General features: G+C 59.3%; 23 protein-coding genes. 13 read left to right on the top strand and 10 right to left on the bottom strand.

Annotation, left to right across the window (positions count from 1 at the left end; translation table 11 throughout):
• Positions 1-66 precede the first annotated feature (66 nt).
• From mreC to rodA, 4 genes are read left to right on the top strand one after another with little or no spacing between them, the layout of a single operon-like run.
• Positions 67-960 (top strand): rod shape-determining protein MreC, encoded by an 894-nt coding sequence (gene mreC, locus SHM7688_RS18835; RefSeq protein ID WP_058241484.1) that lies wholly within the window; start codon positions 67-69, stop codon positions 958-960.
• A complete protein-coding gene (locus tag SHM7688_RS18830) occupies positions 953-1,486 on the top strand; it encodes a hypothetical protein (RefSeq protein ID WP_058241483.1) in 534 nt (177 codons plus the stop codon). Before mreC ends, SHM7688_RS18830 begins: the two co-directional genes overlap by 8 nt.
• Entirely contained in the window at positions 1,486-3,426 is a 1,941-nt protein-coding gene (mrdA, locus tag SHM7688_RS18825; protein ID WP_058241482.1) for a penicillin-binding protein 2, read from the top strand. The genes SHM7688_RS18830 and mrdA overlap by 1 nt, the downstream gene beginning before the upstream one ends.
• 9 nt (positions 3,427-3,435) lie before the next feature.
• Positions 3,436-4,575: a rod shape-determining protein RodA gene (gene rodA, locus SHM7688_RS18820; protein ID WP_058241481.1), complete on the top strand. Its 1,140-nt coding sequence runs from the start codon at positions 3,436-3,438 to the stop codon at positions 4,573-4,575.
• Positions 4,576-4,767: 192 nt separating this feature from the next.
• Here the strand turns inward: rodA and SHM7688_RS18815 are convergent, their stop codons facing one another.
• Positions 4,768-5,631, bottom strand: coding sequence for a LysR family transcriptional regulator (locus SHM7688_RS18815; protein WP_058241480.1), 864 nt, complete (start codon positions 5,629-5,631; stop codon positions 4,768-4,770).
• A gap of 103 nt (positions 5,632-5,734) precedes the next feature.
• Here SHM7688_RS18815 and SHM7688_RS18810 point away from each other — a divergent pair, with 103 nt between their 5' ends.
• Entirely contained in the window at positions 5,735-6,145 is a 411-nt protein-coding gene (locus SHM7688_RS18810; RefSeq protein ID WP_058241479.1) for a VOC family protein, read from the top strand.
• A complete protein-coding gene (locus tag SHM7688_RS18805; protein WP_058241478.1) occupies positions 6,142-7,071 on the top strand; it encodes a 2-hydroxyacid dehydrogenase in 930 nt (309 codons plus the stop codon). Before SHM7688_RS18810 ends, SHM7688_RS18805 begins: the two co-directional genes overlap by 4 nt.
• 110 nt (positions 7,072-7,181) lie before the next feature.
• Here the strand turns inward: SHM7688_RS18805 and SHM7688_RS18800 are convergent, their stop codons facing one another.
• On the bottom strand, positions 7,182-7,973 hold the full coding sequence (locus tag SHM7688_RS18800) for an SseB family protein (RefSeq protein ID WP_058241477.1): 792 nt from the start codon (positions 7,971-7,973) through the stop codon (positions 7,182-7,184).
• The gene (locus SHM7688_RS18795; RefSeq protein ID WP_058241476.1) at positions 7,970-8,551 is read right to left on the bottom strand and encodes a uracil-DNA glycosylase family protein; all 582 of its coding nucleotides are present in this window, start codon (positions 8,549-8,551) and stop codon (positions 7,970-7,972) included. Before SHM7688_RS18795 ends, SHM7688_RS18800 begins: the two co-directional genes overlap by 4 nt.
• 86 nt (positions 8,552-8,637) lie before the next feature.
• Between SHM7688_RS18795 and SHM7688_RS18790 the strand changes: the two genes are divergently transcribed.
• The 6 genes from SHM7688_RS18790 to SHM7688_RS18765 all read left to right on the top strand — a co-directional run bounded on the left by SHM7688_RS18790 (position 8,638) and on the right by SHM7688_RS18765 (position 15,046).
• A complete protein-coding gene (locus tag SHM7688_RS18790) occupies positions 8,638-8,982 on the top strand; it encodes an ArsR/SmtB family transcription factor (protein ID WP_058241475.1) in 345 nt (114 codons plus the stop codon).
• Positions 8,975-10,015, top strand: a complete 1,041-nt coding sequence (locus SHM7688_RS18785) for a permease (RefSeq protein WP_058241576.1) — start codon at positions 8,975-8,977, stop codon at positions 10,013-10,015. The genes SHM7688_RS18790 and SHM7688_RS18785 overlap by 8 nt, the downstream gene beginning before the upstream one ends.
• 305 nt (positions 10,016-10,320) lie before the next feature.
• Positions 10,321-10,980: an ABC transporter ATP-binding protein gene (locus SHM7688_RS18780; RefSeq protein ID WP_058241474.1), complete on the top strand. Its 660-nt coding sequence runs from the start codon at positions 10,321-10,323 to the stop codon at positions 10,978-10,980.
• The gene (locus SHM7688_RS18775) at positions 10,958-12,652 is read left to right on the top strand and encodes a KpsE/RkpR family capsule polysaccharide export protein (RefSeq protein ID WP_058241473.1); all 1,695 of its coding nucleotides are present in this window, start codon (positions 10,958-10,960) and stop codon (positions 12,650-12,652) included. Before SHM7688_RS18780 ends, SHM7688_RS18775 begins: the two co-directional genes overlap by 23 nt.
• A complete protein-coding gene (gene kdsA / locus SHM7688_RS18770) occupies positions 12,652-13,485 on the top strand; it encodes a 3-deoxy-8-phosphooctulonate synthase (RefSeq protein ID WP_058241472.1) in 834 nt (277 codons plus the stop codon). The genes SHM7688_RS18775 and kdsA overlap by 1 nt, the downstream gene beginning before the upstream one ends.
• A 64-nt stretch (positions 13,486-13,549) precedes the next feature.
• Positions 13,550-15,046: a phosphomannomutase/phosphoglucomutase gene (locus SHM7688_RS18765; protein WP_058241471.1), complete on the top strand. Its 1,497-nt coding sequence runs from the start codon at positions 13,550-13,552 to the stop codon at positions 15,044-15,046.
• A 195-nt stretch (positions 15,047-15,241) separates the two neighbouring features.
• Here SHM7688_RS18765 and SHM7688_RS18760 read toward each other — a convergent pair whose 3' ends face one another.
• A complete protein-coding gene (locus tag SHM7688_RS18760) occupies positions 15,242-15,454 on the bottom strand; it encodes a helix-turn-helix domain-containing protein (protein WP_058241470.1) in 213 nt (70 codons plus the stop codon).
• Positions 15,455-15,462: 8 nt separating this feature from the next.
• Positions 15,463-15,972, bottom strand: a complete 510-nt coding sequence (locus SHM7688_RS18755) for a hypothetical protein (RefSeq protein ID WP_058241469.1) — start codon at positions 15,970-15,972, stop codon at positions 15,463-15,465.
• A 152-nt stretch (positions 15,973-16,124) separates the two neighbouring features.
• Here SHM7688_RS18755 and SHM7688_RS18750 point away from each other — a divergent pair, with 152 nt between their 5' ends.
• Positions 16,125-16,493: a hypothetical protein gene (locus tag SHM7688_RS18750; protein WP_058241468.1), complete on the top strand. Its 369-nt coding sequence runs from the start codon at positions 16,125-16,127 to the stop codon at positions 16,491-16,493.
• Positions 16,494-16,657: 164 nt separating this feature from the next.
• Here SHM7688_RS18750 and SHM7688_RS18745 read toward each other — a convergent pair whose 3' ends face one another.
• The 5 genes from SHM7688_RS18745 to SHM7688_RS18725 all read right to left on the bottom strand — a co-directional run bounded on the left by SHM7688_RS18745 (position 16,658) and on the right by SHM7688_RS18725 (position 22,424).
• Entirely contained in the window at positions 16,658-18,673 is a 2,016-nt protein-coding gene (locus SHM7688_RS18745) for a M3 family metallopeptidase (protein WP_058241467.1), read from the bottom strand.
• Between the two features lie 98 nt (positions 18,674-18,771).
• Positions 18,772-19,827: a HesA/MoeB/ThiF family protein gene (locus SHM7688_RS18740; RefSeq protein ID WP_058241466.1), complete on the bottom strand. Its 1,056-nt coding sequence runs from the start codon at positions 19,825-19,827 to the stop codon at positions 18,772-18,774.
• The gene (gene dut, locus SHM7688_RS18735; RefSeq protein WP_058241465.1) at positions 19,827-20,294 is read right to left on the bottom strand and encodes a dUTP diphosphatase; all 468 of its coding nucleotides are present in this window, start codon (positions 20,292-20,294) and stop codon (positions 19,827-19,829) included. Before dut ends, SHM7688_RS18740 begins: the two co-directional genes overlap by 1 nt.
• A gap of 63 nt (positions 20,295-20,357) precedes the next feature.
• Positions 20,358-21,554 (bottom strand): bifunctional phosphopantothenoylcysteine decarboxylase/phosphopantothenate--cysteine ligase CoaBC, encoded by a 1,197-nt coding sequence (gene coaBC, locus SHM7688_RS18730; protein ID WP_058241464.1) that lies wholly within the window; start codon positions 21,552-21,554, stop codon positions 20,358-20,360.
• Between the two features lie 72 nt (positions 21,555-21,626).
• Positions 21,627-22,424: a ChaN family lipoprotein gene (locus SHM7688_RS18725; RefSeq protein WP_083499127.1), complete on the bottom strand. Its 798-nt coding sequence runs from the start codon at positions 22,422-22,424 to the stop codon at positions 21,627-21,629.
• Positions 22,425-22,591 lie beyond the last annotated feature (167 nt).

The raw sequence follows: 22,591 nt of genomic DNA, 5'->3' as shown, positions 1-22,591 counted from the left end.
CGCCGGATTGGCGTAGGCCGACCGGCGGTGTAAACTGGCCCCCATCACAGACCACCCGGAGGCACCTTGGCCAGAGACCGCAACCAGGGCGAAGATTACGCGGCACCGCTGAGGCGGTTGTTTCTGGGTGTGCTGCTGTTGAGCCTGCTGGGCCTTTTTCTGATCTGGCGTATCGACAGTCCCCGGGTAGAGCGGTTCCGCGCTCAGATCACCAATGCTGTTGTGCCCAATTTTGACTGGGCCATGGCGCCGGTGACCGGCACAATCAATCTTCTGCGCGATTTTCAAAGCTATCAACGCATCGTCGAACAAAACCGCGAGCTGCGCCGTGAATTGCAGAAAATGAAGGCCTGGAAAGAAGCCGCCAGCCAATTGAGCGAAGAGAACGCGCGCCTGTTGGATCTCAACAATGTGCGCCTTGATCCGGAACTGACCTATGTCACCGGCGTGGTCCTCGCCGACAGCGGCTCTCCTTTCCGGCAATCTGTGCTGCTCAACATCGGCGCGCGCGACGGCATTCTTGATGGCTGGGCCGCGATGGACGGGATCGGACTGGTTGGGCGCATTTCTGGCGTTGGGCAATCTTCGTCACGCGTGATGCTTCTGACCGACAGCTCCAGCCGCATTCCAGCCCGCATTCAGGGATCCGGTCAAACAGCGCTGATTGTCGGCGACAACTCCAGCGCCCCGCATGTGGATTTTCTGGAAACCCCTGATCTGGTGCGCCCCGGCGATCGCGTGGTCACCTCTGGGGATGGCGGCGTCTTCCCCGGCGGCCTGTTGATTGGGCATGTGGCCACAGACCCGGCTGGACGTCTGCGGGTCCGTCTCTCGGCGGATTACGAGCGCTTGGAATTCCTGCGTGTGCTGCGCCATCATGGCCGCGAAACCGTTGGCACGCCGGGTTCCATTGTGGCTCCAGACGGTCCCGAAGCCTTCCTGGAGGGGCGCGATGGCTGAGGCTGCGCTTTCCAGCAAGTGGTTGATGCGCCTGCTCTTTGCTGGGCTCTGTCTGACGCTTATTTTTGTACAGCTCCTGCCTCTGGAAACCACACCGCGCCGCTGGGCGGGACCGGACTTCATGCTGGTCGTCACTTTGGCCTGGGCTGGACGCCGCCCGGACATCCCCTCGGCCCCGCTGGTCGCAGGGCTTTTCCTTTTGGCGGATTTCCTGCTGCTGCGTCCACCGGGGCTTGTGGCGGCAATTGTGGTGCTTGCCACCGAAATTCAGCGCAGCCGCGCGCCGCGCATGCGTGACGCTACCTTTGCAAGTGAGTGGCTCAATGCCGCGGTCCTGATGATCGGGATCACCATCTGCTACCGCATCATCTCCGCCCTTGTGCTCTTGCCAACGCCCTCTCTGGGCCTCATGCTGATGCAGGTGATGATGAATATTGCAGTCTATCCGCTGGTTGTCTTCATATCTCACATCCTATTTGGTGTGCGCCGCGCCAATGTGCATGACTCTGCTGTGGGAGCCAATTGATGCGCAAAACCCCAACGGAAATCACCGAAGTTCACAGCCGCATGTCCCGGCGCACCCTCTTTCTGGGCGGCTCCATGCTGGCCTTCATGACCGGGCTCGGCTTTCGCATGCGCCATCTTCAACTGGATCAAGCGGATCAATACCGCCTTCTGGCAGAAGAGAACCGCATCAATATCCGCCTGATCCCGCCTGCCCGCGGGGAAATTTTTGACCGCAACGGCATTGTGCTGGCCCGAAATGAGCCGTCCTATCGTATCACCCTGGTGCCCGAAGATGCCGGGGATGTGGACAAAGTCATCGAAAAACTTGCCACTTTGGTCGAGCTCGATCCAAATGAACTGGATCGCGCCGTCACAGAGATGCGGCGTTCTCCTCCCTTTCTGCCCGTCACCATCGCAGATCGCGTCAGTTGGGATGAACTCTCTCGGGTGGCTGTTAACACCCCCGCGCTTCCCGGCATAACACCAGAGGTGGGCCTCTCAAGATACTATCCGCTGCGAGGCGACTTGGCCCATGTACTGGGCTACGTTGGGCCCGTATCAGACTATGATCTCTCCAAAATTGACAATCCTGATCAACTGCTGCGCATTCCGCGCTTTCAAATCGGCAAAGTGGGTCTGGAAGGCCGTATGGAGGATGATCTGCGCGGTGTGGCGGGCACCAAACGGGTGGAAGTCAATGCCGTTGGCCGCGTGATGCGCGAGCTGGATCGCCGCGAAGGCCAACAGGGTGATGACGTACAGCTGACCATCGACCAACAATTGCAATCCTATGCGCAGGCCCGCCTTGGGGATGAAAGCGCGGCCGCCGTGGTGATGGACTGTGTAACAGGGGATTTGCTGGCCGTGGCCTCCGCGCCCAGCTTTGATCCCAACCTGTTTGTGCAGGGCATCTCTGTGACCGACTATGGCACATTGACCAGCGACAATCACCGCCCGCTGGCCGCAAAATCAGTGCAGGGAGCCTACCCGCCCGGCTCCACCTTCAAGATGATTACTGCCCTTGCGGCGCTAGAGGCTGGCATTGTCGGCTATGGTGGCACGGTCTACTGCCCCGGCCACATGAAGGTGTCCAACCGGCGCTTTCATTGCTGGAAACGGGGCGGGCACGGACATATGGATCTCGCCGGGGCGCTGCGCGAAAGCTGCGATGTCTATTTCTATGATCTCGCCATTCAGGTCGGCATCGACAAGATTTCCGAAGTGGCCACCAAACTGGGGCTCGGGCAACGCTATGATCTGCCGCTCTCCGGCGTGGCGCGGGGCTTGAACCCCAACCGCGCCTGGAAGGCAGATGTGCGCGGCGCGGACTGGGTGGTTGGGGATACGGCCAATGCCTCCATTGGGCAGGGCTTTGTGCTCGCCTCCCCCCTGCAACTCGCCGTGATGACCGCGCGCCTGGCCAGCGGCAAGGCGCTGGACCCGCGCATTGTGAAATCCGTCAATGGCGTTGAAGAAACGCTGCCGGTTGTCCCGAATCTGGAGCTAAACGCCGCCCATCTCGCCGAAGTGCAACGCGGCATGTTTCAGGTCTCAAATCACCGGCGCGGCACCGCCTATAGCCAGCGCATCATCGACGATGAGTTTCGGATGGCCGGCAAGACCGGCACCTCTCAGGTGCGCAACATCACCGCCGCCGAACGCGCCCGCGGTGTGACGCGCAACGAAGACCTGCCTTGGGAGCGACGCGACCACGGCCTGTTTGTGAACTACGCCCCCTACGACAATCCCCGCATCGCCGTCGCGGTGGTGGTGGAACATGGCGGTGGCTCCAAATCAGCCACCCCTATTGGGCGCGACATCACTTTGCAGGCGCTTTATGGCGGCACGCCGCCGCTGTCGGCCTATCCGGCAAAAGACCGCGAGAAGATCAAAAAACAACAGGAAGAGATGCAAAAACTGGTGCCGGGGCGCGAAATCACCCGACGCAACCGGGCATAGGACGATCCCATGAGCTATCTGGAATATAACGTCAAACATGTGCCAACGGGCCTGCGCAAAGTACTCTATCTCAACTGGCCCATCCTACTTCTGGTCTCTGCCGTGGCCGGGGTTGGGTTCCTGATGCTCTATTCCGTGGCTGGCGGGTCTTTCAGACCCTGGTCAGAGCCGCAAATGAAACGCTATGCCATGGGCCTGTCGGTCATGGTGTTTGTGGCCATGGTGCCCATCTGGTTCTGGCGCTCTGTGTCTGGCTTTGCCTATCTGGTCAGCCTCATTCTTCTGGTGACGGTGGAGGTGATGGGCAGCGTCGGCATGGGTGCCCAGCGCTGGATTGACCTTGGGTTCATGCGGCTGCAACCCTCCGAACTGATGAAAATCACCCTCGTGATGTGCCTTGCCGCCTATTACGACTGGCTGCCGACCCACAAAACCTCCCGGCCCCTCTGGGTGGCTCTGCCCGTGATCCTGATTCTGCTGCCCACCTTTCTGGTATTGAAACAGCCTGATCTCGGCACCTCCATCCTGCTGATGACCGGGGGCGCGATTGTGATGTTTCTGGCAGGCGTACACTGGGGCTATTTTGCCGCGGTCATTGGTCTGGGTGTGGGGCTCGTAACGGCCGTATTTCAATCGCGCCACACGGAATGGCAACTGCTCAACAACTACCAATATCGCCGCATCGACACCTTTCTGGATCCTTCCTCAGACCCGCTCGGCGCAGGCTATCACATCACCCAATCCAAGATTGCACTGGGCTCGGGCGGTTGGACCGGGCGTGGCTTCATGCAGGGCACCCAGAGCCGTCTGAACTTCCTGCCGGAAAAACACACGGATTTCATCTTCACCACGCTGGCCGAAGAGTTTGGCTACATCGGCGCCGTATCTCTGCTGTCGATCTACGGGCTGATCATCCTGTTTTGCATTGCGGCCGCTCTGGCCAACAAAGACCGCTTTTCCTCGTTGCTGACACTTGGCATCGCCAGCGCGTTTTTCCTGTTTTTCGCCGTCAATATGTCGATGGTCATGGGGCTCGCCCCGGTTGTGGGCGTGCCGCTGCCTTTGGTGAGCTACGGTGGTTCAGCCATGCTGGTGCTGATGGTGGGGTTTGGCCTCATCCAAAGCGCCCATGTCCACCGCCCCCGCTAATGGCCTCGCTGACAGAACAGCCCGCTTATGGCATAAGCAAAGGCTCCCGCATCCCGCGGCCCCCTATCGGGGACATCGGGATTTTGGGCCCGGCTCAGCAAAGCTGAGCCTAAAGCGTTTCGGGGTTTACCTAAATCATCTCACGACACGAATGTCCCGAGAGTGCTGTAGGCATGGCAGGGTATTCGTGTCTCAAGTTAAGCCCGAAATGCTATATGCCCCACGCCCCCGCGTGAGCGCGGCAAACAACAACTGCATCAATGGGCTGCTGTGGGCGCGGCGCCATGTGAGCACCCCCACCTGCCGCACCGCACCTGAGATCGGCGAGAAAGTGAGCATCGGGTGATGCCGACGCAACCCTCCCCAGCGCGGCAGCACCGCTTGCCCCAGCCCATCCGCCACCATCTGCGCGAGAATCTCGACTGCATCCATTTCGCAAAGCACCTGCGCGCGACCAACGTGCGCCGCAAGTGCCTCCCAACAGGTTACGCCACCCCAAGCCGTCCGACTGTAAAGCAGCAACGGCAGATCTGCAGCGGCCGCGGGCTGGCGCACCCAGCCAATAGCCTGCTGTTCCAACAGATCAAACTGCATGGTCTTGGGCAATGGAAAGGGCGGCTCGACCAACAACGCCGCATCCAAATGCCCCGCTTCAAACTGTTCATAAAGCTGCGCGGAACTTCCCGGCATCAGGCTGAGCGCAACATCCGGCGCCTCTGCCCCCAGATGCTGCACCAGCTTGGCACCATAGTCGCCAAGCGCCGTGGAGATCGCCCCAAGGCGCAGAGTGCCACTCAAACGATCCTGAGCCAACCGCCCAGAAAGCCCCCCCTCAAGCGCCACCATCTGGCGCAGATCCGCCAATAAAACTTCACACTCAGGCGTTGGGGCCATGCGCCGCCCATCGCGCACCAGAAGCGGCACCCGCAACTGGGCTTCAAGCGCCCCTACCCGCTGCGCCGCGGCGGCTGGCGTGATGGCCTGCCCCCGCGCGGCAGCCGCCAAAGACCCGCCATCAATCGCAGCCAAAAGTGTTCTGACAAATCTCACATCCATAGTTTTTCTTATGTTTGAACACGCAAAAACAACATAGCCTATTTTCCATGGACCCGTTAGTCCGAGCTCAGACTGTCGTGTCCCGACCAAAGGAGCCCCTGACATGAGTATTTTCCATCTGGCCTATAACGTGCGCGACCTTGCACAGGCCCGTGCCTTCTATGGAGATCTGCTAGGTTGCCAGGAAGGACGCAGCACCGACACTTGGGTGGATTACAACTTCTTTGGTCACCAGCTGTCCCTGCATCTCGGCGAACCCTTCGCCACCGCCGCCACGGGTCATGTGGGCGACCATCTGGTGCCCATGCCCCATCTTGGCGTGATCCTGCCCAAAACAGATTGGGAGGCTCTGGCCGAACGCCTCCTGCAATCGGATCTGGAGTTTGTGCTTAACCCCTTCACCCGCTTTGCGGGAGAACCGGGCGCACAGAGCACCATGTTCTTCAATGACCCTTTTGGAAATCCAATTGAAATCAAAGGCTTTTCCGATATGAACGGAGTATTCGCCACATGATCAATGTTCTCTTCGCCGCCAAGGCCGAACGCTGGCCGGAATATGAAGCCCCCCTCAAAGCAGCTTTTGAAGCGGCAGACCTCATAGTGGATCTGCGGATGGATTTTCCCCCAGAGGAGGTCGATTACATCGTCTATGCCCCCAACAGCACAGTGCAGGATTTTAGCCCCTACACGCGCTGCAAAGCCGTGCTGAACCTCTGGGCGGGTGTGGAAAACGTGGTGGGCAACACAACGTTGACAATGCCTCTGGCACGGATGGTCGATCCGGGCATGACACAGGGCATGATGGAATGGGTGGTGGGCCATGTGATGCGCCACCATCTGGGCATGGATCGCAACATTCTTGGACAAAACGGGGACTGGACCGCGCATGTCCCACCGCTGGCGCAAGATCGCCGCGTGACCATACTTGGGCTTGGCGAACTCGGAAGCACCTGCGCACAGGCCTTAGCGCAGCTGGGCTTTGACGTCACAGGATGGAGCCGCAGCCCCAAAGCACTTGCAGATGTCACTTGTCTCTCGGGAGAGGCGGGACTGACAGAGGCGCTTTCGCGGGCGGACATCCTCGTTCTGCTGCTGCCAAAGACAGTCGCAACGGAGAACCTTCTGAATGCGGAGCGTCTGGCGCTGATGCCGCAGGGGGCAATGATCGTCAATCCCGGGCGCGGGCCGCTGATTGATGATGATGCCTTGCTGGCCGCACTTGATCACGGGCAGATCGCACATGCCACACTGGATGTCTTCCGCATCGAGCCACTGCCTCTCGATCACCCCTATTGGGCACATCCCAAAGTAACGGTGACCCCGCATATCGCCTCAGAAACGCGCGTGAAAACCGCCAGTCAGGTGATCGCAGAAAATGTGCAGCGTGGCGAAAGTGGCTTGCCCTTCCTGCATCTGGTCGATCGCAGCGCAGGCTACTGATCAAGCGCACTCACATCTGCGGTGCAGATAGGCTCACCGTGAGGTGAGCCGGGCCCAAGGGGATCGGCGCGCGTCAGCGCGCGCATCCGCGCGGGAGCCTGCCCCTCCGATCAGCGCAACATCGGCGGCTTATCGGGGTCACTGCCCGGTGCAACAGGTTTGTATTCCTGCGCTTCGGGTGGACTTGGCAGGTCAAAGCGCAGACCCGCCCGCGCCAATTGCCCCGCCACCGGATCATTGGCGGCAAAAAAACCGACATCCAGCGCGCCTGCCTCAATGCCCGAAAAGGTCAGCGCTTCATTCACCGCTTTGGCCAGCGCCCCTTCTGCGCCGGGCACAACCTCCACAAACCCCAACATATGAGAGCGCATGCCATTCTCATATGTGGTGCCCACCAGATAGGCCATCTTGGCCAAACCCGCCGTGGTCGACAATTTGGCATCCAGCGCCGTGATCAGCGCCTCAGGCAGACCAGCAGGCGCCTCAAAATGCGCAATCTTGGCCTCCACCTCATCAGGCGCATGGGTCAGCGTCTCCGCGAGCCAGCCCAGCGCTTCATGAGGGATCAGAATGGCCGATGGAGCCACATCTGGATTGACCGCAAGGCCAATGCCCTGCTCTGAGAGCATATTGGCAATCACCCGCCCCGAAAGCGCGGCATAAGGCGCAACCCGGCCAACAAATTGCGCCAGCCGCTCTTCGGTATCAAACACCAGCACAAAGCGCGCATCAGACGTGTCAAAGATCTCCGGCGCGATCCGATCATTCTCAGGCTCTTTTTCCAACAGCAGAAACAGCTCCGCATCCGCCAGACGTTCATAAAACCGCAACCGGGCCGCATCATCCTGCGGGGCCGCTTCCATGGCCGCATGGGCCTGATCCAATGGGGTCATGTCGCTCACGCCAGAGCCTCCTTGATTCGGGTTTGCAACGCCGGCAGCAGCTCAGCTTCAAACCAGGGATGTTTCCTCAACCATGCCGTATTGCGCCAGGACGGATGAGGCAAGGGAAAGACGTCGGGCGCATGGTCGCGCCAGCCCGCAACCGTCTCGCTCACACTGGCCTTTGTGCGCAGATGCCACTTCTGAGCATAGCCCCCAATCACCAATGTCAGCGGCACCTCTCCAAGCGCCTCCATCACCACGCCGCGCCATGTTTTTGCACAAAGCGCCGGCGGCGGCAGATCGCTGCCCTTGGCATTATACCCCGGAAAGCAAAAGGCCATCGGCACAATCGCAACGCGGTTTTTGTCATAAAAAACATCGCTCTGTATGCCCATCCAGTCACGCAGCCGGTCCCCGCTGGGATCGGTGAAGGGGCGTCCGCTTTCATGCACGCGCGCTCCGGGGGCTTGCCCCACCACAAGAATTTTCACCCCCGGCTGAAACCAGACAACAGGGCGCGGCCTATGCCGTGTCGCGGTTTTGGCAAACCTGTCCGCGCAGAGCTGACAGGCGGCGATTTCCTCACTCAAAGACATGGTCCCTGTGATATCTCCCCCCACTTATTTCGACAACATTCGAAATAACCCTTGCACGAAGGATTTATTTCGATATTTCTAGAATCATGAAAAATACAACACATCCAGATATCTCTCTTGAGGTGGCTGCCTCCACCTTTGCGGCCCTTGGGTCCGAACAGCGCCTGTCCGTGCTGCGCTGCCTCGTGCGGGCGGGCAATCAGGGGCTCTCTATCGGCGAGCTTGGCAAACGCACGGGCGTCACAGGCTCAACACTGACACATCATATGAAAATCCTCGCCCAGGCTGGTCTGGTGACGCAGGAAAAACAGGGACGTTCCATCATTTGCGCCGCCGTCGCCTATGACGCGGTGCGCGACCTCTCCGCCTTCCTGCTGAGAGAATGCTGCGCCGATGAGGTGCACAACTGTAAGGACCATGATCATGGCTGACACCACACAGTCCCCTTCCCCCTCCCCATTTCGCGCCCGCCTCGCAAAACTCGACAAGGCCTGGTTGGCCTTCCTGCTGATTTTGCTCTGCGTCGCTGCACTGGATACACCGCAGTTTGGGCCCACGGTGCAGTTCACCACCAACGCCCTGCTGCACACGGCGCCGTTTATCCTGTTTGCGGTCTTTGCAATTGGCTACCTCAAGGCCACCGGGGCGGAGAACCTTCTGGCGAAAGCTTTTGAAGGGCGCGAGACCCGCATGATTTTCTTTGCCGCCGCTCTGGGCGGGCTCTCGCCCTTCTGCTCCTGTGAAGTCATCCCTTTCATCGCGGCACTGCTGGCAGTGGGCGCGCCTCTCTCGGCGGTCATGGCCTTCTGGCTGGCCTCTCCGCTGATGGATCCCGCGATGTTTGCCATCACCTCCGGCACGCTGGGCTTTGAATTTGCCATTGCCAAAGCCCTGTCCGCCATTGGCCTTGGACTGCTGGGCGGCTTTGGCACGATGCTGCTGAAATCCACACCTGTCTTTGCCGATCCTCTGCGCGAGAAACCGCAGGTTGGCGGCTGCTGCGGGGTGAAAAAGCCCTTTGGTGCCAAACCCCAGTGGGCGTTCTGGAAGGACGCAGACCGGCGCAGCCTCTTTCGCACCACAACGCTGGAAAACGGCCTGTTCCTGTTGAAATGGCTGGCCTTGGCCTATGTGATCGAAGCCCTGATGATCCACTATGTGCCCGCAGCTTGGATCGCGCAGATCTTAGGCGGCGATGGCTTCCAGCCGATCCTGCTGGGCGCATTGGTTGGCGCCCCGGCCTATCTCAACGGCTATGCGGCGGTGCCTCTGGTCGGCGGGCTTCTGGAGCAGGGCATGTCCAATGGGGCGGCGATGTCCTTCATGATCGCAGGCGGCGTCAGCTGCATCCCAGCCGCCATCGCCGTCTGGGCTCTGGTCAAACCCCGTGTGTTTGCCGCCTATTTTGGTTACGCCATGCTCGGAGCCCTGATTGCCGGATCCCTCTGGCAGGCCGTTGCCTGATCACGCCCACCATTAACGCTCTGACGGACCGGTGCAGCCTCCTGCGCCGGTCTTTTCCATTGCCAAATCATGGGACGCAAACACACAATCTGCGCTGCGACGAAAAGACCAACTTCCTTCACAAGTGTAGGAAACCGCAGAATTTCCCCTGTTTTTCCTCTCTTCTCCCTGCAAACCGCAGGGAGAGAGTTGCGCATCCCCCTCCTGATCACACATAATGTTGAAAACGCCGACAGAGCGTTAACCATCGTGTCGTACAGTTTCGTGGTATAAGCGACACGCGAGAGCAGTATTGGGAGCAGTCGATGCTCGAATTCGACAACGTGAGTAAGTCCTTCTGGACCGGCACACAGCGCAAGGTGATCCTTGAACGTGTGTCTTTCCGTGTGGAACTGGGCAACTCCCTGGGCATCCTCGCGCCCAATGGCACCGGCAAAACCACCCTGATCAATATGATGGCAGGTCTGGAAAAGCCGGACGAAGGCGTCATTCGCCGGGATTGCCGTATTTCTTTTCCTCTGGGTTTCATGGGCGGCGTGGTCAATAAACATACCGCTGTGGAAAACAGCCGCTATATCGCCCGCCTTTATGGTCTTGATCCGGATTATGTCGAAGCCTTCTGCCGCTGGCTGTGCAATCTCGGCGAATATTTTGAGCAGCCGCTCGGCACCTATTCCTCCGGGATGAGATCACGGTTTACCTTTGCACTGATGCTGGCGCTCGATTTTGACATGTATCTGATCGATGAGGGCATGCCGTCCTCGACAGACGTAGAATTCAACAAGAAAGCAGGCGAAGTACTGCGCGAGCGCCTGCGCACAACCACCATTATCATTGTGTCACACCAGCCCAACGTGCTGGAAAAATTTGCCAGATCTGCGGCCGTGCTGCTCAATGGCAAACTCTATATGTTCGACACCTTGGAAGAGGCCAAACAGCTCTATGACTACCAAACCCAAGGCTAAGAAGTTCCGCATCCGCCGCTCCTCCCAAGGGGCTGAGACGCAAGGCGCCGACGCCATAGACGCGCCTATCACCGAGGGCACGACGGCAGTGGCCACTGACGTCGAAACACAGCCAACAGGCAAGAGCGCGCGCGCCGTGCGTCTGCCAAGCGCGGCAGGCAAAGCAGGTGGCAAAGCGGGCCGCGCGCAAGAGCCGGCTGCACCGACACAGCAAAACAGTGACCAACCCACGCCACAAGGGGCGGAGGCGGCCATTGACGCCATCAAACGCGAAGGCCTGACCGGTCGCCAGCTGCGCATGGCGCGCCGTATGGCACAGAAAAACGGCCTTGCAGCGACCTCCGATTATGATGCCGTCCGGCTTCTGCGGGAGGCGGGCATTGACCCGTTCCAACGCACCAACATGCTTGATCTGGTGCCCTCTGACAAAGAAACCCAACCGGCCAAGACCGGGCGCGTGCAGTTGCCGCAGACCATGGAATTGGGCAAGACCACCCTGCCCTCCACCGAAACCATGTCCCCCTCTGAGATGCGCGCCATCGAGATTGGGGAAATCCAAAAGGACATCGCCCGGCGCCGACGCAAGCGTCTCTTGCTGCTGTTTGCGCGCCTGTCCGCCTTTGTGTTTTTGCCCACGCTCTTTGCGGGCTGGTACTTCTACTCTGTCGCCACACCGATGTATTCGTCCAAATCCTCCTTCATGGTGGAACAGGCCGACGGCAACAGTGGCACAGGGCTCGGCTCCCTGCTGCCCTCTCAACTCAATGCCAATGGAGATGCCATCGCGGTGCAGGATTACCTGACATCCAAAGTGGCTATGATCCGTCTGGATCAGGATGTGGGGTTCAAATCGCACTTCGCCAGCCCTGACATTGATCCGATTCAACGACTGGATCCCAATCCCACGAACGAAGAAGCCTACAAGCTCTACAAGAAATTCGTGAAAATTGGCTATGATCCGACCGAAGGCTCCATCCGCATGGAAGTCGTCGCCGCCGATCCACAGATTGCCGCCGACTTCTCTGTGGCGCTGGTCGATTATGCTGAGGAAATCGCGGACGATCTGTCCCGGCGCAAACGCGAAGACCATGTGCGCGACGCACGGACCAGTCTGGACAGAGCCGCGCAGGAACGCCGCGATGCACAGGCGGCTCTCGTTGCGCTTCAGGAAACCAGCGTGCTGGATCCAGAAGGCCTGATCGCCTCCTTGCGTCAGCAGATCTCCAATGTGCAGATCCAGCTTCAGGAAAAAGAGCTGCAGCTGGCTGCGCTGCAAGACAATGCCCGCCCGAACCCGGCCCGCGTCGAAGGGGTACAAGGCGATGTCCGCCGTTTGCAAAATTTGCTGACCCGTCTGGAAAGCAAAATGACCGAGGCCACCGAGGGCGAAAGCTCCCTTGCGCAAAAAACCGCGCAAATTCAAATGGCTCAGGCCGATCTCGCCACGGCGGATCTGATTATGCAATCAGCGCTGCAAACCTTGAAGCAAACCGAACTCGAAGCCAGCCGTCAGGTACGTTATCTGACCACATCTGTGCGCCCTGTGGCCTCCGAAGACCCCTCTTATCCACGCAGCTTTGAGAACACGGTCTTGGCCTTCCTGATCTTTTCAGGCATCTATCTGATGATCTCGCTCACCGCATCCATCCTCAGAGAACAGGTATCCTCGTAATGAAAAAAGTGTCCATTGGTGACCTGACGGTTGCAAACGATGCTCCGCTCACAGTGATTGCGGGGCCCTGCCAGCTGGAAAGTGCAGATCATGCACAAATGATTGCGGGCACCTTGAAAGAGGCCTGCGCCGCCGCCGGTGCGCAATATATCTTCAAAGGATCTTTTGATAAGGCCAACCGCACTTCTCTCAACGCAGCCCCTGCCTTGGGCCTCGACGAAGGCCTGAAAGTTCTGCAATCGGTCAAAGAGGCGCTGGATGTGCCTGTTCTGACTGACATCCATGAACCAGAGCAATGCGCCCCGGTGGCCGAAGTCTGCGATGTGATGCAGATCCCGGCCTTTCTCTGCCGCCAGACATCGCTCCTGCTGGCCGCTGGCCGCAGCGGTGCTGTCATCAATGTGAAAAAGGGGCAGTTTCTGGCCCCATGGGACATGCCCAATGTCGTGGCCAAGATTGAGAGCACCGGCAATGACCGCATTCTGCTCACAGAACGTGGTGCCTCATTTGGCTACAACCGTCTCGTGGTGGATATGCAGTCCCTGCCCGAAATGGCCAAAACCGGTTATCCAGTTGTGATGGATGCCACCCATGCCGTGGCCCAGCCCGGCGGATTGGGCGGTGCATCCGGGGGACAGCGCGAATTTGCACCGGTGCTTGCCCGTGCGGCAGTTGCCACAGGAATCGGCGCGGTTTTCACCGAAACCCATCAGGATCCGGACAATGCACCCTGTGATGGGCCCAATATGATTTACCTTGATCATATGCCTCATCTAATTGACACATTGATGCAGTTTGATGCGCTTGCCAAAGCCAATCCGATTGTGCTGTGAGCCCGCACCTCATTAAACCGACCTTTTTGACGACAAGACCATTGTACGAAGTGAGTTTATTAAAATGAAAAAACCTTTGCCTGACGTGCGCCCGAACACTTGGGAATTTCTGCGTGATCCTATGATCAAACCGACGGGCTTTCGCGAATATGACGCCCGCTGGCAATTCCCAGAAGAGATCAACCTGCCGGGCATGACCGCGCTTGGCTTTGGTCTGGGCACCCAGATGCAGCGCCGCGGCATCGAGCCGGTGATTGCCGTTGGCAATGATTACCGCGACTATTCCGTGGCCATCAAAATGGCGCTGATCATCGGCCTGATGAAGGCCGGAATCCACGTGAAGGATATTGGCCCGGCCCTCTCCCCGATGGCCTATTTTTCTCAGTTTCATCTGAATGCCCCTGCGGTCGCCATGGTCACCGCATCGCACAACCCCAATGGCTGGACCGGCGTGAAGATGGGCTTTGAAAAGCCGCTGACCCACGGCCCTGATGAAATGGCCGAGCTGCGTGACATCGTGCTCAATGGCGATTTTGACGCCCATGAGGGCGGCAAACATGAGGTCGTGGATGGGGTCCGTGAAGCCTATATCGAAGATCTTGTGGGCGATTTCAAAATGTCCCGCCCGCTTAAGGTGGTCTGCGCCACCGGCAATGGCACCGCGGCGGCCTTTGCGCCGGAAATCTTCAAGCGCATGGGCGTTGAAGTGGTCGAAAGCCACTGTGAACTCGATTACACCTTCCCCAACTACAACCCCAACCCCGAAGCCATGCTGATGCTGCACGACATGTCTGACAGCGTAAAAGCCTCCGGTGCCGATCTGGCCCTTGGCTTTGACGGCGATGGCGACCGTTGTGGCGTGGTGGACGATGAAGGCGAGGAGATCTTTGCCGATAAGGTCGGCGTGATCATGGCCAAGGATCTGGGCAAGATCTATCCCAATGCCACCTTTGTCGCTGATGTGAAGTCCACAGGGCTTTATGCCGCTGACCCCGATCTGCTCGCCACAGGCGCCAAAACCGATTACTGGAAAACCGGTCACAGCCACATGAAACGCCGCGTGCATGAGCTCAAGGCGCTGGCGGGCTTTGAGAAATCCGGTCACTACTTCTTGGCGGAGCCGATCGGGCGCGGCTATGACTGCGGCATGCGCGTGGCTGTCGAAGTCTGCAAAATGCTGGACCGCAACCCGGATATGAAAATGTCCGATCTGCGCAAGGCCCTGCCTAAGACCTGGTCAACCCCAACCATGTCGCCCTATGCGTCGGACACAGAAAAATACGACATTCTGGAGCGTCTGGTCGCCAAATTGGTGGCCAAGAAAGACGCAGGCGAAACCATCGCTGGGCGCGCCATTACCGAGGTCGTCACTGTCAACGGGGCCCGCGTTATCCTCGACAACGGCAGCTGGGGCTTGGTGCGCGCATCGTCCAATACCCCGAACCTCGTGGTGGTGATTGAAAGCGCACAGAGCGAAGAAGAAATGCGCCAGATCTTTGCCGAGATTGACGCCGTTATCCAAACCGAGCCAGGCGTCGGCGAGTACGACCAAAAAATCTAACGAAACGATGGATGGCGGGAGAAATGCTCCCGCCCCCTTCGGGGCCTGACGGCCCCTGCCAGCGGTTGGGCACAGCTCAAGCCTTTGGCTTGAGCCTAGGCTCACCTTGGGTGAGCCGGGCCCAACGGGGCGATCAGCCCACCGGCTGATCCGGCCAGGCGGGAGCACACCCACCTGCCACACCGTCAAAGCGCCCTACTCCTCCTCCGGCACATACTCCAGAATATCACCGGGCTGGCAGCCAAGATGTGCGCAAATCGCCTCAAGCGTATTAAAGCGTATCCCTTTGACTTTACCTGATTTCAGCAGGCTCAGGTTGGTTTCCGTCAAACCAATCGCCTGCGCCAGCTCGCGCGAGGTCATCTTGCGTTTTACCAGTTCCAAATCGAGGTTGATGCGTATGGGCATAGGACCTCCTACAGGAACTGGCTGTTCTCGTCAGCAATATCTTGCGCTTGTTTCAGCGACCGGCTGATCGCCATAAAGACCGCTGCCAAAGCCAGAAACACCACATCAATGTCAATGTCGATATACGTCACCTCCGGACGCAACTCTGGCGGCAAATGCGCGCTCAACACCACCGGTTGCAAGGCCACATTCACCGCATTGAGCACCCAAAAGCCAAAAAACGCATAGGCACACCACCGCAAATGCGCCCCCATACGCGCGAAATCCCGAGGATCGCGCAGCATCAGGATCCGATCTAGCGCCCAGAAGCCAAGGCCCAGGCTGATCAAGGCAGGCCACATCATCGCCATGCCCAAATAGAGCGCCATGGCCGGCGGCACCGCCATGTCCAAGGGCAAGTCAAACGTATCTGCAAGCATCTCCGCCTCTCCCAGAAAGGCAAAGATCCAAAGGAGCGCCCAGCCAAAGGTGAAATACACCAGTGTGATCAGCATAGCGAGACGGGCCACAAGCGTCATTTTTCTCTCCAAATCTGTTGCTTCTCAATAATTGAATTACGATCAACATGCAATGTTTTATGTAAAACAATAATTTTTTACCTTGAAATGAAAAACGACAGCTCTTAGGTAGCCGCCATCCAAGACAAATCCATTTCCAAAAGGACTGTAAAATGACCCACAATGCCCTGACCCTCAGCCTGATTGCTGTCATCACTCTGGGCGCCTGCACCGCTCCGGTGGATCGTCCCCTGACGGTGGACGGCACGCGCAATGCGAATTTTGATCATGATTACACCGCCTGCCATGCACAGGCCGCCAGCTTCACCAATGGCGCTGGGGCTGAGACGGCCGCCACCGGGGCGCTTGTCGGTGCAGCGATTGGGGCTGTGGATGCAGAGGATGAGCTGGAAGGCGCGTTGGCCGGTGCGGCCATTGGCGGGCTTGTCGGCGCAGCTGAAAACGCCTCCTCTGTGGAGGACGAGCGGCGCAATGTTCTGATCCGCTGCATGCAGAACCGCGGCCACGATGTGATCGGCTAACGCTCTCTGACGCAGCAAACCACCACATCCCCAGACCCAAAGCAAAACACCCGCCGGGATCTCTGCCCGGCAGGTGTGATTTGTTGAAACCTAGAAACGCTTTTTAAGGCGCCCCCTACGGTCTGATGCAATGTAGGGTGCGCGGTCCCCGCGCACCGCCCCCCTTATCCAGCGGCCAAACCGCGGCCCTTCAACAGCGCTTCCACGCCCGGCAAACGCCCTCGAAAACGGGTGTACAACGCATCCGCCTCCACCGATCCTCCGGTCGACAGGATATGTTGCTCCAGCGCCTTGGCCGTCTTTGGATCAAACGCATCCCCCACCTCTTCAAAGGCCTCAAACGCATCCGCATCCATCACCTCCGACCACATGTAGCTGTAGTAACCAGAGCTGTAGCCATCCCCGGCAAAAACATGGGCAAAATGCGGCGTGGCATGGCGCATGGTGATCGCCGCTGGCATGCCAAGCTCGGCCAGCACCTCTGCCTGTTTCGCCATAGGATCACGCGGCGCAGCCCCCTCATGAAAGGCCAGATCCACCAAAGCGGAGGCCACATATTCAACCGTGGCAAACCCCTGATCAAAATTCGCCGCCCCGAGCACTTTTTCAAGCATCTCCTGCGGCATGGGCGCGCCCGTTTCCGCATGGATGGCATATTCTGCCAGCACCTCTGGCACCTCCAGCCAATGTTCATAAAGCTGGCTGGGCAGCTCCACAAAATCGCGCGCCACAGAGGTGCCCGAAATGCTTTCATAGGTCACATTGGACAGCATCTGATGCAGCGCATGGCCAAACTCATGAAACAGGGTGCGCGCGTCATCATAGGAGAGCAAAGCAGGCTCACCCTTTGCAAAATTGCAGACATTGATCACCACAGGCCCCTGCACTTCAGGGAATTTCGCCTGCCCGCGCATGGCCGAGCACCAAGCCCCAGAGCGTTTGCCCCCGCGTGCAAAATAGTCTCCAATGAACACGGCCACATGCTCGCCCCCGCGTGTCACCTCCCACGCCTGGCAATCCTCATGATAAAGCGGCACGTCCAGCTCTTTGAACTCCAAGCCAAACAGCTTGGTAGCACAGGCAAAACTCGCCGCGATCATACGCTCCAGCTGCAGGTAAGGCTTGAGCGCTGCCTCATCCAGATCATGCTCCGCCTTGCGCCGTTTCTCCGCATAATAGCGCCAGTCCCAAGGGGCCAGATCGCCGTTCACCCCATCCGCATGCATCATCTCCGTGAGGACAGCCGCATCGGCCTCCGCCTGCGCTTTGGCCGGGGCCCAAACCTCCATCAACAGGCTGCGGACAGCCTCCGGGGTCTTGGCCATTTCGGTTTCCAGCTTGTAGTCGGCAAAGCTGCCATAGCCCAAAAGCTTGGCGCGTTCTTCCCGCAACGCCAGAATTTCTGCGGCAATCTCCCGATTATCCGTCTCCCCGCCATTGGCACCCCGCGCGGCCCAGGCCGCAAGAGCTTTCTCACGCAAACCCCGGCGCGGCGAAAACTGTAAAAACGGCACGATGATAGAGCGTGATAGCGTGACAACCGGCCCCTCAGCACCCTTCTCGGCCCCAGCCGCCCGCGCCGCATCCACGGCAAACCCCGGCAGGCCTTCCAGGTCTTCTTCCGCCAAAGGCATGAACCAATCCCGCTCATCCGCCAAAAGGTTCTGCGTGAACTCCGTGCCCAACACGGCCAACCGGCCTTTGATCTCTTTCATGCGGGCATCCGCATCCCCTTCCAGCGCCGCACCGCCGCGCAGAAAGCCGCGATGGGTCAGCATCAAAACCCGCTGTTGCTCCGCATTCAGAGCAAGGCTTTCCCGTGCCTCCCAAAGTGTTTTGATCCGCGCAAACAGCGCCTTATTGGCGGAAATCTCCGCCGAATGCGCCGCCAGTTTGGGGGAGAAGTCCCGCTGCAACATCTCACGCGCCGGATTGCTCTCCGCCCCCGCCACGCTGAAGAAAACCGAAAGCACCTTGTCTAACGCCGCCCCGGCACTCTCCAGCGCCTCAATGGTATTGGCAAAGCTTGGCGCCTCCGCATGATCGGCAATCGCGGCAATTTCGACTTTATGCGCCGCCAGTGCCCCCTCAAAGGCAGGGGCAAAATCATCGTCTGAAATCGTGTCAAAGGGTGCCAGCTTGAAGGGCGTGTCCCAGTCGGCCAAAAGCGGATTAGTCATCAGATATATCTCCTTTGACGCCACCCTACGCAGCCCAAAGAAGAGGTGCAATCCGCCTCACATCCCTGTGCACTCACCGAGGCTCAGGGGTGCTTAATTTAGGATTTGCCCGTGCCACAGACCGGACAGGCCGCGCGCGGTTTCAACCCGATCTTGCGGGTCTCCCCCCAAAGCGCATCATAGATCATCATCTCCCCACGCAGCGCCGCGCCCGCGCCTGTGATCACCTTGATCGCCTCTGCCGCCATCATCGTGCCCACAACGCCGGGTAAAGGTCCAATCACCCCGGCTTCCGCACAGCTTGGTGCCATCCCCGGTGCCGGGGCCTGCGGAAAAATACATTGATAACAGGGCGCGCCATTGGCGGGGTCAAACACGCTCAACTGCCCCTCCCATTGAGACAAAGCCCCGGAAATCAGCGGCTTGCCCTGTGCCACACAAATCTCATTCACCAAATAACGGGTGTCAAAATTATCTGTGCCATCCAGCACCAGATCATATTCCCCGATGATCTCCTCCGCATCCTCAACCGTCAGCCGGCGCGGATAGGGCACCACCTCCACATAGGGGTTCTGCGCCACCATGGCCTCCGCCGCAGAGAGCACCTTGGGCGTGCCAATCGCCGCATCTTTGTGGATCACCTGCCGCTGCAAGTTCGAATTGTCCACAACGTCATCATCCACCACCCCAATGCGCCCGACACCCGCCGCCGCCAGATAGAGCAACACAGGTGAGCCCAGACCACCTGCGCCCACCACAAGCACCTTGGCATCTTTAAGCTTTTTCTGCCCCAATCCGCCCACTTCACGCAGCACAATATGGCGCGCATAGCGGTTGAGCTCCGTATCACTGAAAAGCGCCTGCGCATTGTCTTCCTGTCCCTGCACCGCCTGATTGGCATCCGCCCGCCGCCGCAACCGCTGCAACATGGACGAATAGGCCAACACCAGCGCCACCGCGCCCCCCAGAAGCAACCACATCGCAAGGCTGCCCCCGGTGGCGATCACCAGCGGATGCTCCACCGGAAAGCCAATCTGCACCCCCACCACAGCCATATAGAGCAAAGCAATCATCGCCCAGCGCGCCGATTTGGGCGCGCCCATAATCCAGCCAATCGCCCAGAGCCCGGCTGCCATGGCCAGCACCAACAGCATTACGCGATCCCTGTGGAGCCAAAGCCGCCCGCACCCCGCTCGGTTGCGCTCAGATCTTCCTGCACGTCAAACGCCGCCAGCACCACCGGTGCCACCACCATCTGCGCAATGCGCATACCGTGGCTGATCACAATCTCTTCCTGACCGGCGTTCAGCACAATCACCCCCAAGGGACCGCGATAATCGCTGTCAATCGTGCCCGGACTATTGGCCAGCGTCAGCCCCTGCTTCAACGCCAGCCCAGAGCGCGGACGCATCTGCACCTCATAGCCCTGCGGGATTTCCAGCGACAGCCCCGTGGGCACCAGCGCCCGCGCACCGGGGGCCAGAACCACGCCCTCGCGCTGATCTGCAGGGAAATTCGCGCGCACATCCGCTCCCGCCGCTCCGGCGCTCTCATAAGATGGCAGCGCCACCTCCCGGTCGGCCTCCGCCAACCACTTCAGTTTAATGGAAACTGCTGCCATCTTCCCCTTACTCCAAATATCCCCGCCGGAGGCTGCGCGTCAGCGCATCTTGCCCCGCCCGCGTCACGCCTCCAGCGCTTCGGCCACACGCTCTGCCAGTTTTTCGGCCACGGCCACTTTATCCATCCGCTCCCAAGCCTCTGATCCAGCATCAGAAATCAAGGTTACAGCATTTTCTGTTCCGCCCATGATACCCGTCGCCGGGCTCACATCATTGGCGACAATCCAATCACATCCCTTCCGGATACGTTTGGCAGTGGCATTTTCGATCACATCATCTGTTTCTGCGGCAAATCCCACCACCAGCGCCGGACGTCCCTCTGGCATCTGGCTCACCGTGGCCAGAATGTCGGGGTTCTCGGCAAACGCCATCACCGGCAGCCCACCTTTGGTTTTCTTGATCTTGCTGTCTGACGCGCTGGACACGCGCCAGTCTGCCACCGCCGCACAAAAGACCGCCGCCTCCACCGGCAGGCTTCCCTGCACCGCGCGCAGCATCTCCTGCGCCGTCTCCACTTCAACCAGCGTAACCCCTTCTGGCCGTGCTGCATCTGCAGGCCCGGTCACAAAAACCACATCCGCGCCCAGCTTCACCAGCGCTTCGGCAATCGCACTGCCCTGCGCCCCAGACGACCGGTTGGCGATATAGCGCACCGGGTCAATCGGCTCATGGGTCGGACCAGAGGTCACCAATATGCGCCTCCCCTGCAAAGGCCCCTCTGACAGCGCCCCCTGAATGGCATGCACAATTTCCATGGGCTCACTCATCCGGCCGGGGCCAAACTCGCCACAGGCCATATCGCCCTCATTGGGACCAACAAAGCCAATACCATCCTGCTTGAGCAGGGCCAGATTGCGCTGCGTCGCCGGATGCGCCCACATGCGCACGTTCATCGCTGGCGCCACCAACACAGGGGTGTCCGTCGCCAAAAGCAGGGTCGAGGCCAGATCATTGGCCTGCCCATGCGCCATCTTCGCCATCAAATCCGCCGTTGCCGGGGCCGCAACAATGAGGTCCGCAGAGCGCGACAGCTGAATATGCCCCATCTCCGCCTCATCGGTCAGGTCAAACAAATCCCGATAGACTTTTTCGCCTGCCAGCGAAGACACTGACAAAGGGGTAACAAACTCCTCAGCCGCCCGCGTCAAAACCGGCGTCACCCAGGCCCCACGCTCCCGCAACCGCCGGATCAACTCCAGCGTTTTATAGGCTGCGATTCCCCCCGCGATGATCAGAAGAATGCGTTTGTCCGTCAGCATTTAGCTGCCCCCTTATGCCAAGTTGCCCAAAGTTAGGCCCCTCAGCAACGAGAAACAACCAAAGAAACCGCCTCACTGAAAGGCAGCGCAGGGATCCTCACGGTCCGCAGGCGCGGTCACCACCCAGATATCATAGGGCTGCGTCCCTTCAGGTTCGGCCTCAAGCTGTCCCAATGAAACCGATGAAAGCATATCCGGCAAAAGGCTGGGTGCGCCCCAATCTGTGCGTGCATGACCATTGCCAGTGATCACCACAACCGGCCCGCCGCTCTCCGCCCAGGCCTGCACCGTGGCCTGCGCCAGCCGCGCATCCCGCAAACGCTGCGCCGCGACCATCCCCGGCAACATCGCTTCAGGCAGCGCATTGCAATGCGCTTCCATCTGCATCTGCTCACGTGTGGCCTGCTGCTCTGCCGGCAAAGCCTCGGTCAGCCCATAAAGCGCGGCCTCTCCATTGAGCGCACCGCTCAAATCGCCATGGCGCACCGCATCTCGCGCCGCACCACGCGGCACCTGCGCCCCATAGATATCTGCCCGTCCAGCGGCAGCAAAAATCGGATAATAGATCGCAAAATCCGGCCATCCGCTGTCGTTCCAGCCCAAGGCTGCCTCAAGCGCCACCGGATCCTGCAAAAGGGCCTCGGTGATCTTCGCAGCCTGTTCTGGCACCAGCATTTCAAAAACAATCGCGCCCGGTTCGATCTCTCGCACCGCCTGCGCCTGTGTCTCATGATGCGTCGGATTGTCATGCACTTCGCCGAGGAAGAACACATCAACCGAGGGATAAGCCGCAAAGTCAGGGCTCTGCGCCCCCGCTGTCACGACGCTCAACACCAAAGACGACATAAATGGTAGGATATAATTTTTCATGAGCACAGACATACGCCGTTGACTTCAGGATGCAAGCCTCTGCTTTGCCACTCCGCCCTTTGTGGCTTGCACCCGCGCCCGCTTTGGCCCACCTTGCCCGCCAACACGCGCAAAGGACATGTGATGCTGCCCAAGCTCAGTCTCATTCTCGGGGGCGCCGCCTCCGG

This window comes from Shimia marina, from assembly GCF_001458175.1.
GTDB lineage: Bacteria > Pseudomonadota > Alphaproteobacteria > Rhodobacterales > Rhodobacteraceae > Shimia > Shimia marina.
Note: the sequence above shows the minus strand (reverse complement) of the source record. Positions and strands in the feature narration are given on the sequence as shown.

Excerpts from the sequence above, each read along its gene's own strand:
- SHM7688_RS18830 (WP_058241483.1), top strand. The coding sequence starts at position 953 with ATGGCTGAGGCTGCGCTTTCCAGCAAGTGGTTGATGCGCCTGCTCTTT.
- mrdA (WP_058241482.1), top strand. The coding sequence starts at position 1,486 with ATGCGCAAAACCCCAACGGAAATCACCGAAGTTCACAGCCGCATGTCC.
- rodA (WP_058241481.1), top strand. The coding sequence starts at position 3,436 with ATGAGCTATCTGGAATATAACGTCAAACATGTGCCAACGGGCCTGCGC.
- SHM7688_RS18815 (WP_058241480.1), bottom strand. The coding sequence starts at position 5,631 with ATGGATGTGAGATTTGTCAGAACACTTTTGGCTGCGATTGATGGCGGG.
- SHM7688_RS18810 (WP_058241479.1), top strand. The coding sequence starts at position 5,735 with ATGAGTATTTTCCATCTGGCCTATAACGTGCGCGACCTTGCACAGGCC.
- SHM7688_RS18805 (WP_058241478.1), top strand. The coding sequence starts at position 6,142 with ATGATCAATGTTCTCTTCGCCGCCAAGGCCGAACGCTGGCCGGAATAT.
- SHM7688_RS18795 (WP_058241476.1), bottom strand. The coding sequence starts at position 8,551 with ATGTCTTTGAGTGAGGAAATCGCCGCCTGTCAGCTCTGCGCGGACAGG.
- SHM7688_RS18790 (WP_058241475.1), top strand. The coding sequence starts at position 8,638 with ATGAAAAATACAACACATCCAGATATCTCTCTTGAGGTGGCTGCCTCC.
- SHM7688_RS18785 (WP_058241576.1), top strand. The coding sequence starts at position 8,975 with ATGGCTGACACCACACAGTCCCCTTCCCCCTCCCCATTTCGCGCCCGC.
- SHM7688_RS18780 (WP_058241474.1), top strand. The coding sequence starts at position 10,321 with ATGCTCGAATTCGACAACGTGAGTAAGTCCTTCTGGACCGGCACACAG.
- SHM7688_RS18775 (WP_058241473.1), top strand. The coding sequence starts at position 10,958 with ATGACTACCAAACCCAAGGCTAAGAAGTTCCGCATCCGCCGCTCCTCC.
- kdsA (WP_058241472.1), top strand. The coding sequence starts at position 12,652 with ATGAAAAAAGTGTCCATTGGTGACCTGACGGTTGCAAACGATGCTCCG.
- SHM7688_RS18765 (WP_058241471.1), top strand. The coding sequence starts at position 13,550 with ATGAAAAAACCTTTGCCTGACGTGCGCCCGAACACTTGGGAATTTCTG.
- SHM7688_RS18760 (WP_058241470.1), bottom strand. The coding sequence starts at position 15,454 with ATGCCCATACGCATCAACCTCGATTTGGAACTGGTAAAACGCAAGATG.
- SHM7688_RS18755 (WP_058241469.1), bottom strand. The coding sequence starts at position 15,972 with ATGACGCTTGTGGCCCGTCTCGCTATGCTGATCACACTGGTGTATTTC.
- SHM7688_RS18750 (WP_058241468.1), top strand. The coding sequence starts at position 16,125 with ATGACCCACAATGCCCTGACCCTCAGCCTGATTGCTGTCATCACTCTG.
- SHM7688_RS18745 (WP_058241467.1), bottom strand. The coding sequence starts at position 18,673 with ATGACTAATCCGCTTTTGGCCGACTGGGACACGCCCTTCAAGCTGGCA.
- SHM7688_RS18740 (WP_058241466.1), bottom strand. The coding sequence starts at position 19,827 with ATGCTGTTGGTGCTGGCCATGGCAGCCGGGCTCTGGGCGATTGGCTGG.
- dut (WP_058241465.1), bottom strand. The coding sequence starts at position 20,294 with ATGGCAGCAGTTTCCATTAAACTGAAGTGGTTGGCGGAGGCCGACCGG.
- coaBC (WP_058241464.1), bottom strand. The coding sequence starts at position 21,554 with ATGCTGACGGACAAACGCATTCTTCTGATCATCGCGGGGGGAATCGCA.
- SHM7688_RS18725 (WP_083499127.1), bottom strand. The coding sequence starts at position 22,424 with ATGAAAAATTATATCCTACCATTTATGTCGTCTTTGGTGTTGAGCGTC.